We start from the raw sequence: 15,509 nt of genomic DNA on the forward strand, positions 1-15,509 counted from the left end.
TTGAGCGCCTGTGGCAGCGCCGGCTCCGCCATTCCCTCATCTTCAGCTAGCCCCGTCCACACGCCCTCGCCAACAAGCACGGCCAGCCCCCCCCCCACCCGCTAGCGGCACGGAGGTGGTAGCACGCCACTACCGCAGCCACCTCCTCCTGCGCGGCTACGGCAGACCCGATGACCTTGCCCTTGATGCGCAAGGCAACCTCTTTTTCAGCGACGCTCATAACGGTACAATCAACCGTCTCAATCGCGATGGCACAGTGAGCGTGCTCGCGCGTGGCCTGGCGGCGCCAGAAGGGCTGGTCGTGCTCCAGAATGGTACAATCATCATAGCGGAACAGCGCACCAACCGTTTGCTGCTGCTGATGCCAGGCGCCCAGATGCCGCTGGTCTTGCGCACCCTTCCAGGTACACCGGGCAGTCAGCCATGCAAAGCAGGGATCGATGGTATTGCCTTTGACCGCACAACCCAGACCCTGATTGTACCAGACAGCCCCACCGGCGAGGTCTATCGCATGAGCCTGGATGGCCGCACCCTGCAGCCGCTGGCGAGCGGCATGGTACGTCCAGTGGGGGCCGCCGTTGACGGGGCAGGTAACGTCTATGTGGCAGATGAATGCGGGCAGGCGGTCTGGCGCATCAGCCCCAACGGGCACAAGACTCGCTTCGGCGGCTTCGGCATGCCGGACGACGTAGCCTGGGACGGGCACGGCAATCTGCTGGTCATAGACCTGGCACCAGCCGTGCATGCGCTGATCCGCATGCAGCCAGCCACCGGCCAGCGTGAAACGCTGGCTAGCCAGGGCTTTATCGAACCACAGGGACTGGTCACCGACCAGCATGACCACATCTACGTGGCCGATGATTACGCAAACATGATCGTGGAGTTTACACCGACATGAGTAAGCTGCTCTCTATGACCGAGGCGATCAGACGCTATGTCCCCGATGGGGCAGCGGTAGCACTGGGTCTGGCCCTGGAGCCTTGTATTCCCTTCGCAGCGGGCCACGAGATTATTCGCCAGGGACGCCGCGACCTGACCTTGATCGGGCCAATCTCGGACATCCTGTTCGATCAACTGATCGGGGCCGGCTGCGTAGCGAAGATTCAAGCGGCCTGGGTAGGCAACGTCAGCGAGGGCCTCGGCCACTGCTACCGTCGAGCAACGGAGCAGGCCCAGCCTCGCCCCATTGTCACCGAGGACCATAGCAATTTCACGATCGGTCTGGCTCTGCGCGCCGCCAGCCTGGGCGCTCCCTATATCCCTACGCGCTCGCTGCTGGGGAGCGACCTCGCGCGTAAAAACTCAACTTTTCTCCACGCCTCCTCACCTTTCGATGGCAGTCCCCTGCTGCTCGTGCCAGCCCTGCAACCTGACGTGACCATCCTGCACGTCCAGCGCAGCGACGAAGACGGCAACGCCCATCTCTGGGGCAGCCTTGGCATCTGCCAGGAGGCTATGCTTGCTGCGCGTCAAGTCATCATCGTCGCTGAGGAGATCGTATCACGCGAAGTCATCACGAGCGACCCCAATCGCGTCATCGGACCCTCTTACAAAGTCTGCGCCGTCGTCCATGAGCCGTGGGGCGCCCATCCCTCAGCGGTGCAGGGCTACTACGATCGCGACCATCAGTTCTACCACGAGTACCATACTCGCACCCGCACAGCGGAGGGGTTCCAGCAGTGGCTGGACGAGTGGGTGCTTGGCCTCAAGACGCGTCAGGAATACATAGCGAAGCTGGGTTCAGCTCGCCTGGGCGCACTGAGCGTCAAGGAGCACCGCTACGCCGCTCCTGTTGACTATGGCTACTGATCGAGAGGCCCTTCTGCTCTCGCGGCAGCAGACTGGTCCAGGGCACGGCAGTTCCGTGCCGCCAGCCCGCCTTCGCCAGGAGCGAGAGCACTATCAGGCAAGGAGGAACAGGGACAATGGAGTATACCCCTCGTGAACTGATGGTCGTTTGCGCTGCGCGCCAGATCCGCGATGGCGAGCGGGTTTTCGTTGGCATGCGCCTGCCACTGCTGGCCTTCGCCCTGGCCAAGCGCACTCACGCCCCCAACTGTGTCGGTATTTTCGAAACGGGTCTGATTCGCGATACGCCAGCCCGCGAGCTGCTCTACACTATGGGTGATGCACCTAATATCTGCGGAGCGCTCTGGGCCACCAGCACCATTAACGTTATCGGCCTGATGGCCGCTGGTGAAATCGAGCTTGGCTTTATCGGCGGCGCAGAAATTGATCGTTACGGGAATCTCAACACGTCGCTCATCGGCGACTGGCAGCAGCCACGCGTTCGGCTGCCAGGCAGCGGCGGCGGCGCTGATATCGCCTCACTGGCTCAGCGTCTGGCGATCATCATGCCCCACGAACGGCACCGCCTGCGCGAGCGTGTCGATTTCGTGACCAGCCCGGGCTATGGCTACCCCAACGAGCAGGGTCCTGCCGGCGTGGCCTGGCGCCAGCGTGTGGGCCTACCGCGCGGCGGGCCAGCGGTGCTGATCACCACTCTGGCCGTCTTCACTTTTGATCCAGCCACTGGCGAGGCCTTGCTGCAGTCCTACCATCCCGGCAGTAGCATCGAGCAGGTCCAGGAAGAGACAGGCTGGCCGCTACGCCTGGCTCCTGACTGCGCCGAAACAGTTCCGCCAACGCCAGAAGAGCTGCGCGTGATCCGTGAGTGTGATCCGCACGGCGTCTGGACCAGCTGATTCTCCGGCTCGCTGCCACCGACCGATGCAGGTAGGGTCCTCTCATCCTCTCCAGGCAGTGAGTGCAGCGAGGCATTGACTCGCCCGCTGATCTAGCTCAAACCACAGCAGCCCAGACAAAGGCAACGAGGAGAAACATGGCAGAATATCAATACATTCTGGTTGAACGTGATGAGCGGGTGGGCATCGTCACACTCAATCGGCCCACCAAGCTGAACGCCCTCAATACACAGCTCGTCGCCGAGCTGAGTACAGCCCTGGAAGACCTCGATCGCGATGAGGCCATTCGTTGTATCGTTATCACTGGCGCCGGCGAGCGCGCCTTCGCCGCGGGGGCCGACATCGAAGAGATGGCAGATAAGTCGCCGATCGACATGCTTCTGGGGGGCTTCGAGGCCTGGGAGCGCATCCGGCGTATCAAAAAACCGCTGATCGCCGCCGTCAACGGCTATGCCCTTGGCGGAGGCTGCGAGCTGGCTCTGCACTGCGACATCATTGTGGCCTCTGAGAACGCCCGGTTCGGTCAGCCTGAGATCCTGCTGGGCATCATCCCAGGTGCCGGCGGTACCCAGCGCCTGGCACGCACCCTTGGCAAATATCGCACTATGGAAATGGTGCTCCTGGGTAACCAGATCAGCGCACGCGAGCTGGCCGAGCTGGGGCTGGTCAACCGTGTAGTCCCCCAGGGCGAGCATCTCAAAGAGGCCCTCAAGATCGCCAAAGAGCTGGCCGAACGCCCACCCATCGCCATCCGCCTGGCCAAGGAAGCCGTGCTGGCCGCCTTCGAAACCTCGCTGGAAGAGGGTCTAGAGGCTGAGCGGAAAAACTTCTTCCTGCTCTTCGCCAGCGAAGACAAGCGCGAAGGGATGCGCGCTTTCCTCGAAAAACGCCGCGCTCAATTCCAGGGACGCTGAGCGGGCAAAGCGGTCTGGTCTGGCGGGCAGACAGGCGGAGAGCCATCCCCAGGCCAGACTTCACCAGAAGACTATCTGAGAGACCGAGCCGTCTCCACCATCAACGGAGAGTCAGCAGCAACCCGAGAGGAGGCCGCAACTATGGAAGAAGCGGTAATCGTCTCAGCAGTGCGCACCCCTATCGGGCGCTACGCCGGAGCGCTCAAAGATGTGCGTCCCGATGACCTGGCGGCCCTGGTGATCACCGAAGCCGTCCGCCGTGCCGGTATTGAACCTGGCAGCGTCGAAGACGTTATTCTGGGCTGTGCGAACCAGGCGGGTGAAGACAATCGCAACGTGGCACGCATGGCCCTGCTCCTGGCTGGCCTGCCAATTCATGTGGCAGGCCAGACCGTCAATCGGCTCTGCGGCTCCGGCCTGCAGGCCATCAATAGCGCCGCCCAGGCAATCCAGGTCGGCGCCGGAGACACCTTTGTCGCTGGCGGAGTTGAGAGCATGACCCGCGCTCCCTTCGTCCTGGGCAAGGCTGAGAGCGCCTTTAGCCGCAGCGCTACGCTCTACGACACCACCCTGGGCTGGCGCTTCATCAATCCCAGGCTCGCCGCGATGCACTACCCCTATAGCATGGGCGAGACGGCGGAGAACGTGGCCGAGCGCTATGGCATCAGCCGCGAGGAACAGGATCGCTACGCCCTGCGCAGCCATCAGCGCGCCGTCGCCGCCCAGCAAGACGGGCGTTTCGCCGAGGAGATCGTCCCGGTACCGATCCCCCAGAAAAAAGGCGAGCCGGGACTGGTGAGCAAAGACGAGCATCCACGTCCCGATACGTCGCTGGAAAAGCTGGCTGCGCTTAAGCCGGCTTTCCGCGAGGGAGGTACCGTCACCGCTGGCAATTCGGCGGGCATTAACGACGGGGCAGCAGCACTGGTCATGATGAGCGAGAGCCGGGCACGCGCTCTGGGACTGCGCCCACGAGCACGCATCGTCGCCACCGCGGTCGCCGGCGTTGATCCGGCCTATATGGGCCTGGGGCCAATTCCAGCGACGCGTAAGGCTCTGCAGCGCGCCGGATTGAGCATCCACGACCTCGACCTGATTGAGCTGAACGAGGCTTTCGCCGCCCAGGTGCTGCAGTGCGTACGCGAGCTGGAAATCGATGAAGAGAAGCTCAATGTCAATGGTGGCGCCATTGCCCTGGGTCATCCCCTGGGCTGCAGCGGCGCCCGTATCATGGTCACACTGCTGCACGAGTTAGAACGGCGAGGCGGACGCTACGGACTGGCCACCATGTGCATCGGCGTTGGCCAGGGGATCGCCACCATCATCGAGCGCCTCTAAGCCGGCTTCACAGCAGCGCTCACAAGCGCAAGGGACCGACGGAGCAGGGAAAGCTAAAAGGAAAGGGAGGAAGCAGAAAGGGAGAATACGATTTAGAGAAGAAAGGAGCAGTGAGGAGGGCGCCCAGAGCAGGCCGGGCTGGGCGCCCTTTACTCTTCCTGCGCAGCCTCTGCCTTTCCGACTTCTGCAGCCCCCTCGGCCTCAGTAGCCTCCTGGTCGATCACCCGCACGGTAAGGCGCGGGACAAGATTGCGGGCCACTCTCACCGGAACCTCGAAGGTGCCAGTCGACCGAATCGGGCTGGGCAGATCAATGAGGCGGCGATCAATGGTCAGGCCCTCGGCCTGGCGCAGGCCGTCAGCGATATCCTGACTTGTCACCGAGCCATAGAGCCGCCCGTTGCGTCCCACACGCGCCTTGAAGGTCAGGGTGACCTGGCTCAGACGCTCGGCAAGCTGACGATTGAGCTGCTCTTGCTTCTCCAGCTGACGCCGCTCCGCAGCCACACGCTGCTCGCGATTGGCCAGCAAGGCCGGCGTGGCACCGGCAGCCAGCTTGCGCGGCAGCAAATAGTTACGCGCATAGCCATTGGCGACCTCTTTCACATCGCCGGCTTTGCCCAGCCCCGCTACATCCTGAAGGAGAATGACTTTCATCGCTCTTACTGAAACTCCTGGAACAGGGAGAAGAGCAGCGCTCTACCCTGCCTGTAGGACAGTGAGCGAGCGCCTTACCTTCCCCGCAGTGTTGGCTAGTGGTCTGTTCCCGAGAAGTATACACCTTCTCGCGGGGAAGCGCAAGCCGCACGACGCAGAAAGGCGCTCACCCGGCAGTCCAGGGAGAGAGCGCTCGGAGGCGGTCGAGGGAGCGGGAGCGGCCAGGACAACAGCACCGCCTCCACTGAGACAAGGCCTTCCCTCCCCACAGGCGAGAGACGCTGATCCTCCCTCTCCGCCTAAGAGCGCCGTTTTCAACAGGAAAAGCCATAGGGAGCATATGAGTCGGTAGTACAGGCGAAGCGCCAGGTAGCCAGGACAGGCCAGTGGCAGGACCTCACTCAGATCGGGTTGTCAGGGACTGTCGATCGGACATAGAGTCGAGAGGAACTCCTTCAAGCGTCGCCTTGATCAGATAGTGGACGACAGCCAGGAAACTGTGGGTCTCGTTCCAGATAGCGATCTGGCGATCGGCACCAGTACCACGAGGATCATCGAGCAGGAAGCGCAAGTAGTTGATCTCGCGGCGCGTGCCCAGATCATCGAGGACATCATCGACGAAGTCGAGCAACTCATGGATGGCGTCGCGCATGGGCAGCGTGCGATGGTTCACGAAATCGATGACCTGAGCATCGAGACCATAGCGCATGGCACGCCACTTGTTCTCTTCCAGGTAATCGCGCGGCATCACATGAATGCCCATCCCGTGCTTGTAGAGCCAGGTCAGCTTCGCCACAAGGGCTTGACAGAGGGCCGCCAGCGCCAGCGTATCTTCGATGGTCGCTGGCATATCGAAAATGCGAAACTCCAGCGTCTTAAAGAACGGATGGGGGCGTAGATCCCACCAAATCTTTTTGGCATTATCGATGCAGCCGTTTTCAATGAGCGCCTGCACATAGTGATCAAAATCGCCCCAGCTTGGGAAAACCTCCGGCATGCCACTACGTGGGAAACGCTTCCAGACGACAGCCCGATACGACTTCAAGCCGGTGAAGCGGTTGCCCCAGAAAGGCGAATTGGCCGACAGCGCCAGCAGATGAGGAAGCCAGGTGCGGATCTGGTTCATCAGGGCAATGGCGATATCGTTGTTCTCGACGCCGATATGGACATGCAGGCCAAAAATGAGGATCGAGCGACCTACGTCCTGAAATTCCTCTTCAAGCTCGACATAGCGAGGATGGTTAGACCGCTGCTGCTCCTGCCACAAGCCGCCCGGATGCGTGCCAGCGCTTACCAACGCCAGGCCCTCCTGGGTCACCAGCCGCGCCAATTGGGCACGCAGCTGCTGCGTCTCCAGGCGCGCCGCGGTGATGTTGGGATAGACAGGGCTGATCAGCTCAATCGTAGACTGCAACATCTCGGGCTTGATCTGCTCGCCGAATTGAGAGGCTCCTTTCTCAAGAATGGTGTGGACGCCAGGCACAAGGCGGCCTGTCTGTGGGTCGACAAGCTGGAATTCTTCTTCAATTCCGATGGAAGGAGTAGGCAGCTGGAATGTTCGGAACATATGTCCTCCTCAGCGCTGAAGGAACGAGCAACCGGCTGGCAAGGTACACTTCCTAACTGGGGCCGGCATGGCCAGCAATCAGCCATGCTGGAACACGCTGCTTATATTGTACCATAAATCGATCATTTTCACCAGATATCGTATCGGTGAAGATAAAAGCAGGTGCAGAAGAAAGAAGAGGGTCAGCCAACATCTTGCCTTCGGCAGCCAGGCAGGGCAGACCTGGATCGGGCTGGACTGGCTCCGCCCGATCCAATGGAGGGCAAGCCGCCCGCCACCAGACGGCTAAAGAGCGAAAGCGTAAGGCAACAGGTCCTTGACCGTCAAGCTTTCCTCCAGGCCGTCGATATAGATGATAGCCTGGGGAGCCAGATCGGCCAGCCATTGGCGGCAGGCTCCGCACGGGGTACGCGCCGAGACGGGAGCGGAAGGCGGTGCATCGATACAGGCTACAGCCACATGGGTAATCCGACGCGCCCCGGCGCTCACAGCGGCAGCGAGGGCCGCCCGCTCCGCGCATAGCGTCAGACCATAGCTGGAGATCTCAACATTGACCCCGCGATAGAGCTGACCATCAGCGACCACCACCGCCCCAACACGGAAATGGGAATAGGGCGCGTGGGCCTGCAGAGCCGCCGCCCGCGCCAGCGTCAGCAACTCCTCGCGCTCTAGAGCCACGGACTGAGCACTCGTCATGCTGCTTATGCTCCTTTGTCTTGCAATCTGATAGTGGCTCTTCCTCAACAGGGAAGAGGGCCATCCAGCGACCGCGCCTCATCTCACCTCGCCTTGCTGCTTGCCGATACCAGTCTGCCTGGCCGGGCCGGCGTAGCACGGGAGCGCCGGGGCCAGGTGTCCAGGATTGACACGACGAGGTAGCCAATTAGGTGACTGGTCGTAGCCCAGATTGTATCATGCTGTTACTCACCTGAGCACGACCCGTTACTAGCAATGAAAGCTCGACCGGCTGGCTACAGCCACGAACACACGCCGATCCGTTCCCACTGAGGGAGAAGAGCAGCTACAGGCTTGCAAATCAGGAGGAAAGACACGTGAAGATCCTGGTAGCGGATGACGACCGCGATATGGTGGACATCCTGAGCTACTGGCTCAAAGGGCATGGCTACGAGGTGGTGCGCGCCTTCGACGGCGAGCAGGCGATCAAGCGCTGGCGCGAGACACTGCCCGACCTGGTGATTCTGGATGTTGAGATGCCCAAGATCGACGGTTTCGAGGTCTGCCGCCAGATGCGCAATGAGACCAATTCGATGGTGCTGATTCTGACAGCCCACGACCAGGAGGAGGATGAAATCCGCGGGCTGGAGTTGGGGGCCGACGACTATCTGCGTAAACCCTTTAGCCCGCGTCAGTTGCTGGCGCGGATTAAGGCGATTCTCCGCCGGGCCTCCAATGTGCGTGGCTCCGCCAGCTCGTCAACGATCACCGTGGGACCTTTCTCGCTGGATGCCATGCGCCATGAGGTGGTACGCGATGGCGTGAAGATCCGCCTGACTCCCACGGAGAGCCGCCTGCTGCATCTGCTGATGACCCATACCGGTCAGGTCCTGACCACCGACATGATCATCGAACGCGTTTGGGGCTACGATGAGGCCGGCGATTCGGGCCTGGTGAAGACGCATATCCGCCACTTGCGCCAGAAGATCGAGCCGAATGCCAACCAGCCACGCTATATTACGACTGTGCCCGGCGTCGGCTACACCTTCACCGCCCCAACACCCGTCGAGTCTTGACGGCCTCGAAGGGAGGAAGCTTCACTTGCCAGAAGCAGCGCCATCTCATGGCCCGGCCCGCCCGTGGTTCAGCCCCGCTGCCCTGCTATACGGCCTCGCTCCTCGCCAGGCCGTTCAGCTCTCTTCTCAACCGTTCGTTCGCCCACCCGCCCGGCTAGCAGCAACTCAGGCTACGCTCGCTCAGGCCCTCACCCACCTGGCCCGCTCCCAGGAGGGCAGCGACGCCTCAGCAGCTTGGCGCTCTACCACACGGGTCGCCTCTCTTCCCTTCTCTCTTCCTCTTCGGCGCCCCGCCGGCCTCGCTAACGCGCCTCTCTTTTGCATCGATGGTTATGAATGCAGAACAATCGAGGCCAAAACTTAACCCGATGTTAACCAGATCTCCATAAAAAAGTGTATCAAGGTAGGTTAGGATAACCAGCGTTGAGGCAATATATCTACATATAGCTCTCAGTATCCGAGAAATGCTCTTTATGAGCGGTGAACTCATCAATCGGTCGTAAGGAGAGAATCGATGGCAATGCCAGTTATGCAAGATGACGATGTGCTGTTGACCTTCAAAGAAGCCATGAATTATCTGCGCGTCAGCCGCTCGACGCTCTACCGCCTGATGTGGTCTGGCCAGCTCACAGGGCACAAAGTTGGCAGCACCTGGCGCTTCTACCGCGGTGATCTGCGCGCCTGCGTGGGACGCGAGACGCCGACGCCGGTGGCCAAGCTGCAGGCCAAGTTGCAGTCGCGCCTCTCTGCGCAGAATAGCCAGAACCAGAATGCTACTACGGCGCATAACAGCTAGCCTGCTATAGAGCCAGGGCGAGGAGTTGTAGCTTCACTCACTGGTTTGCGCCCTCCACAGCGAACCGGACGCAGGCAGTCCTGAATGTCCGGTTCGCTTTTTGCTATTGCGATCATCCCCCCTTGTCGCTCGCTCTACTCCGACCAGCGACGACGATCGCCAGCAGCCGTTGTCGCAAGTAAGCGCCAGGGTGGAGAAACCGCCCGGGCCGGTCAGGGAAGACCTGGTCAGAGGCGATCAAAGTCGATGATTTTCCAGCCGTTGCCGACCTGACGCACGGTGAGCAGGACCGTATAGGACAGGTGCGTGCGCGTCACATCGACCTCCACGGTATAGTCTGGCCCATTCTCCAGGCCCAGGTTCGGCAACGAACGGATGCGATAGCTCAGGACCGGCCCGTAGCGAGTATCAAAGTCATGCGCTTCCTGGACAAACTCCTGCTGAGTGAGTTGAGAGTGGAAGCCTCCAGGTTGCAGGTCCCGAAAAGCACGAACGTAGTCCTGGAGCTGGATATCATCATAGTAGTCGTTCACGAGCGCCGTCAGGCCATCGTACTGCTGCTGGAGCTGCTTGAAAGGACCGGTGAAGGTCCAGATGGCGACGCCGATGCAGGCGAAAAAGGCCAGGGCCAGAATCCCGAGCGAGATCCAGACGACGCGCCGCGAGCGTCTTTGAGCAGCGGCGACAGGAGCCGCGCCCTGTGACCAGCCTGGATAAGGCGAGGCCGAGGGAGCCGCCTTCCTCCGATGAGGGGCCTCTGCAGCAGTGCGCGGCGGCAAGGACGAGGGCGAGGCGGGAACTGCTGGCCGATCGTCGACAGCAACAGGTCGGGCCTGCTCTCCGCGCGGAGCGGCAGCGCCAGACTGCACCTGAGCGCTGTGCCTTTCTACCTCGGGGGAGAGACGCTCATAAAACGCTGGCGGTGGCGGATAGACGAAATCGCTCACTGGCTCGGCGGTTGCAGCAGACGATGGCTGTCCTACCGCCTGCTCCTGCGTCTGACGCGCAGGCCCCACCGACGCATTGGCAGAAGGGGGATCAGCAGCGACGATCGGCTCCTCTGGCTCGCGCTTGCTCTGGCCGCTACCCTGCGAGGTACCTGCCCGCTCTGGAGACTGCATGAGCTTGCTCCTCAAAGAGAGTCAATCGTGAGAATAAACCTCCTCACTTGTACTAAAAAGCTAGCAGATCATCCCCCCCCTGTCAAGGAAAATGCTGAGCATGAGTCTGGAACAAGCGGCTCTCGAACAGCCAGCTTTCGCACCGCTGTCTGACCCCCAGACTGTGACGATCACAGCACAGACTCAGCCGCTCTGGCCCTCCAGTGGCCCCGCTGACTCTGCTCTCCTCCAGGCTCTTGCCTCGCCTGCAGCACCAGACCAGGTGCCAGAGCGAGAACAAGGGCGAGGTTGGGCGGCTGGAGGAGAGCAGAGGACCGCCTGCGCGGCGCACGCTCTCCTCGTCGACTCAGGGCCGCTCCCTCGAGAGCGCAAAATGGGCGGGCGCCACCTGTTCAAATTCTTCTTCTATCTCCATACGTACGCGCTTCTCGGCCTCCGGACGGGAGAGCTGGAAGCGGCGCGCACAGGCGATGACGCGATTGACAAAGGTTCGGCTAATCTCCTCACGCTGCCAGCGAATGTCAGGCATCGGACGCAGGTGGATCAGCGAGGGATCATAGAAAGCCGACTCAGGGAGGGCCAGCGCCACTAACAGAGCATATTCATTCACAGCCTGGCAAACCGGCGGCGAGCAGAAATCAGCCTGGGTACTGGAGACAATCAGTACGCCGGCACAGCGGCCCGCAAAGAGGACCGGACAGGCACAGGCACTGCGTTCGAACTCCTCGACCACAAACTGATGGCGCTGCTCGTGGTCCAGCTCGCTCCAGGTCTGGAGCCGCTGGAGCATGGCCGCAGTCCCGGCCAGGGTTGTGCTCCCGAGAAAGGCCCGGCTCTCTTGTGTCTCCGACCAGGGGCTGGTCGCCCGGACCTCGGCCTCATAGAGAGAGTGGATGCCATCAGGACGCGGCGGCATGAGTTCAGCATAGGTCAAGGCCAGGCCACGCTGCTCGGGATCAAGATGCTTGATCGCTGCCTCGAAAATAAGCTGGATCATCTGCCAACGCCGACTGTCGTCCTGGACAATCGTCGCGCGCAGCTCTAATACCTGACGATACAGCTCACGGGAAACCGGGGGGATCTCTCCCGCCGGCGGCAGATCGAGCACATTCGGGAAACTTTGCTCGATAGCCTCCTGCAGCTCGCGACGATGCTCTGGCATCACCTCGAGGATCTGCCTCAGCGAGGAGGGCCGCGGCTCAGATTGACCATTCATCCAGCGATAGACGGTGTTTTCGGAGACGCCGAGAGAGGTGGCAAATTGCGCGATGCGCGCGCGATCACGCTTGAGAATACGCTGCAGGGTCAGGCTGAAGGGAGTCAGACTTGTAGCAGCCAGAGCGGCAGATTCGGCAGAGCGGGCGCCGCTCCGGCCCCGACTGCGTTTGGCTACACCAGCATTAGCATGACGACTGCGGGTACGCGCCGGCGGACGCGCTTCTGGCCCGGCTGCCCGCTGCCTGCGACGTGGCGGGCGCGAAGGGTCGTGTCCTTGCTTCATGTCAGTCAGTGCTCCTTCCTTACCAGACGGGTGCGCTAGCTAGCCGCCAGACCAGCAGGGGCGCCGGTTGCGGCTACGGGCGAACGGTGCAAACGTGCATGCATGCGTGCGTGCGTGCGTGCGTGCGTGCGTGCGTTGAGAGGCGGCGTCGAAAACGTGCCAGCGTTGAAAACGTGCCAGTAGATGCTCTCTTCTTGCCTGATATGGTTGCTGGGAAAGGATTTGCCTGAGCCGATTATATCACGTCGATGGAGTGGATTACCAGAGCGTTTTCTTACATGAACGCATTTTCATGTGCCCTTCCATTTATTACAACATTTTAATATCGAGACAGGCAGGCTCGACGCAGATGGGAAGCGGTGTGAAGGGGCTTCGCAGCGTATAGCGTGCAGTGTTTGTGCATCGTGCACCTTTGCCAGATTGCATGATAGGCAGCGATGAAGCTTTCGAAGGCTGGCTGGATCATGAACAAAGTATTACAAAATTCCTACAAATGTACACACACTATTGTCTTCTCAGTGGCCTGCATGTTATACTCTCCTCACCATTGAAGAAACCTTTGTTTGCGCCACGTGCGCGAAGGCGAGGATTGTACTATGGCAGCGAATAATCCGGTCTTTGGTAACGAGTGCGGGCTTCCTCTGAATGCGGTTGCCTGGCTGGAAATGCACCACCGCTGCAAGGCAGCAGAGCGCGAACAGATGGTGCGCGACCTCCAGCTTAAGGCGGGAAGCCTGGTGGTTGACGCCGGCTGTGGCCCCGGCCTCTGGGTCCCTTTACTCGCCCAGGCCATCGGCCCCCAAGGACGCATTATCGGTGTGGATATCTCGGTCGAAGCCCTGGTAACCGCCCGGCGACGCAGCGCGGGCACCTGGTACGCCCCCCAGGTCGAGTATAAGCTGGCTCCGTTAGAGCAGCTGCCTCTCGCGCATGGTACCGTTGACGCCATCTTCAGCGCCAATGTTAGCCAGTATTTGCCTGAGCCTGTCAAGACATTCAAGACGCTCGGTCAGTACCTCGCGCCCGGAGGCCGCCTGATCGTGAAGGACATCGACTTCGGGACCCTGCGCTTCCATACCATTGATCCCGGCCTCCAGGCCCGTGTCTTCCAGGCCCGTGAGCGCTGGGAACGCATCCGCGTCGAACATGGCTATCCCTTCGAAGACAGTTGGGTCGGCTCAAAATTGGCCGGCTACCTCCGCGAGGCTGGCTACGAGGAGATCGAAGAGAAAACCTATCTGATCCAGCGGCGCTACCCCCTCCCATCGGACTATCGTACCTACTTGCAGGGCATCGCTGAATGGTTCGTCTGCGAAGGTGCTCCGGGCCTCAGTTCGGAAGATTTGACCGCCTGGCTCCAATGCTTCTTTGATGAAGAATACAATGTCTTCGATCAGGAAACGTTCCTCTATGAGGAAACCGAGTATGTGGTCAGCGGTGTCTGGCCCGGTCGGTATACCTCTCACGAGGCAGAGGCTCAGGTCGCCGTACTCAATGAGTCAGAGCGGCGCCTGCTTTCTCTGGAGGAGGTGCGGTCTTAATTCAGCTCCACCGGCTGGTTTGGCTGGCCAGCGTACTCGCTCGCCAGCCGGTCCTCCCAGTCTGGTCAGCTCTGTGCCTGAGCAATGCGGCCAATACTTACATGAATGAATGAATGAATGAATGAATGAATATATGCATGGGTGAGCAAGCCTGTTAGGACGCTGCCTTGATGAAGGATTGCCCGATCTCATCCTTCATCATCTTCTTCTCATAAGAGAACGTGACCTCGCCGACTCCCTCGCTCGCTCACCTTTGTCTACCAGCGTCCCGCTTGCCGGAGGCTGGCCCACAGGCAGGGCAGGAGAAAGGGAAGAATCCAGAAAGGAAGCTTCTGACAGGCCAGGCAACGATCGCTCTATCGAGGGGAATAGATTAGCCGACAACGTTGGGGGAGAAGGACCAGCAATCACTTTCTTTCTCTGTCCGCCCCTCGTCGGGGCGATGTACCGTTTCCGATCCGCGTTGCTCTCACATAGGAGGCAGGGACGGCCCCTTTCCACCCCTGCCTCCTCCTTTTCCCCAGTACCCTCCTTCCCCAATGACCCTCATGCCCACAGCTCTCAGCCTCAACCTTCGCTTCAACTCGCTTCCCTCGACCAGAAAAAAAACGGCCCTTTGGGCCGTTTCGCGCGGAAGAGCCTCGCCGGCTCCCTAGTGCAGGGTATTGAGCCGCTCCGCAATCATCGCGATGGCCGCGTCGCCTACAATGGCCTGGAGCTGGTTGTGGAGCTGGCCCAGATGCTCCATCCTCGCAGTGATAAAGTCATGGCGCGAGACACCACAGGCCAGCCCGCTCAGGCCGCGCTGCGCCGCCTCGTATTCATCACTGATCTGCTTGAGTAAGCGCGCGACTTCGCTACCCTGTTCCTTGGTCGTCAGCATGGTTTCCTCCCCTTCTCTGGTCTGGATCAATCGATCAATAAGGTCTCAGGGGCTGATCCCCTGCGGTTGAGCGATGTCAATAGCCACTCAGCGATTGTGATAACAATGTACGCTACTTGTTAGCAACATACTCGGTAACGCACACTCATAGTATGCATGAAAACATCTCCTCTTGTCTAGAGGCAGCCTCTCCTTTTTTGAAATTTGACAGAGAGACTACATATTTCAATCAATGTTATGACGGCGATGTACGCAACGTTATGGCTCTCCATCTGCTTTTGTAAGCTAGCAAGCTGACAGCATGATTACACAGGCTCGCGCCCCCGCTTCCGCTCAATCACCGCTCGCCAGTTAGGACCTTTGGGCTGGTCGTCGACACCGGAGAAGGTTGGTCCTTTCTTGTGTATCATATCATAGACGAGTAAGCAGGCTGCCAGTCAAATAGAAGCGCTCGCCTCTCTCCCAGCACAACGGCGCTCTCTCGTCCCCAGAGCGGGTCTCGCCTATCAGACTCTGGCTAGCCCCCAGAGCCTTCCCCTGAGCAAGACTGTCGAGAGGCTGTCTCGCCTTTCTCCATGCGCGCAAGCAGTGCGCATTGCAATCGATGGACATTATGTATATACTCTACGTAGCGCTTGCCCAGGTGAAGGTGAGGAGAATCCTAACCTGGCACTTTGGGCAATTGGTGCGCGAAGAAGCCCCGTTGACTCCCTTCTGACCTCGCAGTCAGTTGCAA

General features: G+C 60.4%; 14 protein-coding genes. 8 read left to right on the forward strand and 6 right to left on the reverse strand.

The features are described 5' to 3' along the window. Positions 1–115: 115 nt before the first annotated feature. From A4R35_RS12120 to pcaF, 5 genes are all read left to right on the forward strand, one after another. Positions 116–898, forward strand: coding sequence for a Vgb family protein (locus tag A4R35_RS12120; RefSeq protein ID WP_112429701.1), 783 nt, complete (start codon positions 116–118; stop codon positions 896–898). Next, the gene (locus A4R35_RS12125; protein WP_112429703.1) at positions 895–1,809 is read left to right on the forward strand and encodes a CoA transferase subunit A; all 915 of its coding nucleotides are present in this window, start codon (positions 895–897) and stop codon (positions 1,807–1,809) included. The genes A4R35_RS12120 and A4R35_RS12125 overlap by 4 nt, the downstream gene beginning before the upstream one ends. A gap of 116 nt (positions 1,810–1,925) precedes the next feature. Then, positions 1,926–2,705: a CoA-transferase subunit beta gene (locus tag A4R35_RS12130; RefSeq protein ID WP_189361717.1), complete on the forward strand. Its 780-nt coding sequence runs from the start codon at positions 1,926–1,928 to the stop codon at positions 2,703–2,705. Positions 2,706–2,842: 137 nt separating this feature from the next. Beyond that, positions 2,843–3,619: an enoyl-CoA hydratase-related protein gene (locus tag A4R35_RS12135; protein ID WP_112429707.1), complete on the forward strand. Its 777-nt coding sequence runs from the start codon at positions 2,843–2,845 to the stop codon at positions 3,617–3,619. Positions 3,620–3,760: 141 nt separating this feature from the next. Next, positions 3,761–4,957 carry a 3-oxoadipyl-CoA thiolase gene (gene pcaF, locus A4R35_RS12140; protein WP_112429709.1) on the forward strand — a complete coding sequence of 399 codons (1,197 nt, stop codon included), beginning with the start codon at positions 3,761–3,763 and terminating at the stop codon, positions 4,955–4,957. Positions 4,958–5,106: 149 nt separating this feature from the next. On the opposite strand, the gene rplI is transcribed toward pcaF, so the two are convergent. The 3 genes from rplI to A4R35_RS12155 all read right to left on the reverse strand — a co-directional run bounded on the left by rplI (position 5,107) and on the right by A4R35_RS12155 (position 7,924). Continuing rightward, positions 5,107–5,613: a 50S ribosomal protein L9 gene (rplI, locus tag A4R35_RS12145; RefSeq protein WP_112429711.1), complete on the reverse strand. Its 507-nt coding sequence runs from the start codon at positions 5,611–5,613 to the stop codon at positions 5,107–5,109. A 397-nt stretch (positions 5,614–6,010) separates the two neighbouring features. Continuing rightward, a complete protein-coding gene (locus tag A4R35_RS12150; protein WP_112429713.1) occupies positions 6,011–7,180 on the reverse strand; it encodes a carboxylate-amine ligase in 1,170 nt (389 codons plus the stop codon). Positions 7,181–7,465: 285 nt separating this feature from the next. After that, on the reverse strand, positions 7,466–7,924 hold the full coding sequence (locus A4R35_RS12155) for a cytidine deaminase (protein ID WP_112429715.1): 459 nt from the start codon (positions 7,922–7,924) through the stop codon (positions 7,466–7,468). Between the two features lie 308 nt (positions 7,925–8,232). Between A4R35_RS12155 and A4R35_RS12160 the strand changes: the two genes are divergently transcribed. Both A4R35_RS12160 and A4R35_RS12165 read left to right on the forward strand, forming a co-directional pair. After that, the gene (locus tag A4R35_RS12160) at positions 8,233–8,931 is read left to right on the forward strand and encodes a response regulator transcription factor (protein ID WP_052887662.1); all 699 of its coding nucleotides are present in this window, start codon (positions 8,233–8,235) and stop codon (positions 8,929–8,931) included. Positions 8,932–9,445: 514 nt separating this feature from the next. After that, positions 9,446–9,727 carry a helix-turn-helix domain-containing protein gene (locus A4R35_RS12165; RefSeq protein WP_112429717.1) on the forward strand — a complete coding sequence of 94 codons (282 nt, stop codon included), beginning with the start codon at positions 9,446–9,448 and terminating at the stop codon, positions 9,725–9,727. A gap of 227 nt (positions 9,728–9,954) precedes the next feature. Here the strand turns inward: A4R35_RS12165 and A4R35_RS12170 are convergent, their stop codons facing one another. Together A4R35_RS12170 and A4R35_RS12180 are read right to left on the reverse strand one after the other, a co-directional pair. Then, a complete protein-coding gene (locus tag A4R35_RS12170) occupies positions 9,955–10,848 on the reverse strand; it encodes a hypothetical protein (protein WP_112429718.1) in 894 nt (297 codons plus the stop codon). A 346-nt stretch (positions 10,849–11,194) separates the two neighbouring features. Continuing rightward, on the reverse strand, positions 11,195–12,349 hold the full coding sequence (locus tag A4R35_RS12180) for a helix-turn-helix domain-containing protein (RefSeq protein ID WP_112429722.1): 1,155 nt from the start codon (positions 12,347–12,349) through the stop codon (positions 11,195–11,197). 596 nt (positions 12,350–12,945) lie between these two features. Between A4R35_RS12180 and A4R35_RS12185 the strand changes: the two genes are divergently transcribed. After that, positions 12,946–13,890, forward strand: a complete 945-nt coding sequence (locus tag A4R35_RS12185; protein ID WP_112429724.1) for a methyltransferase domain-containing protein — start codon at positions 12,946–12,948, stop codon at positions 13,888–13,890. A 652-nt stretch (positions 13,891–14,542) separates the two neighbouring features. Here the strand turns inward: A4R35_RS12185 and A4R35_RS12190 are convergent. Further along, positions 14,543–14,773, reverse strand: a complete 231-nt coding sequence (locus tag A4R35_RS12190) for a hypothetical protein (protein ID WP_052887657.1) — start codon at positions 14,771–14,773, stop codon at positions 14,543–14,545. Positions 14,774–15,509: the final 736 nt, after the last annotated feature.

The organism is Thermogemmatispora tikiterensis (assembly GCF_003268475.1).
Lineage (GTDB): Bacteria > Chloroflexota > Ktedonobacteria > Ktedonobacterales > Ktedonobacteraceae > Thermogemmatispora > Thermogemmatispora tikiterensis.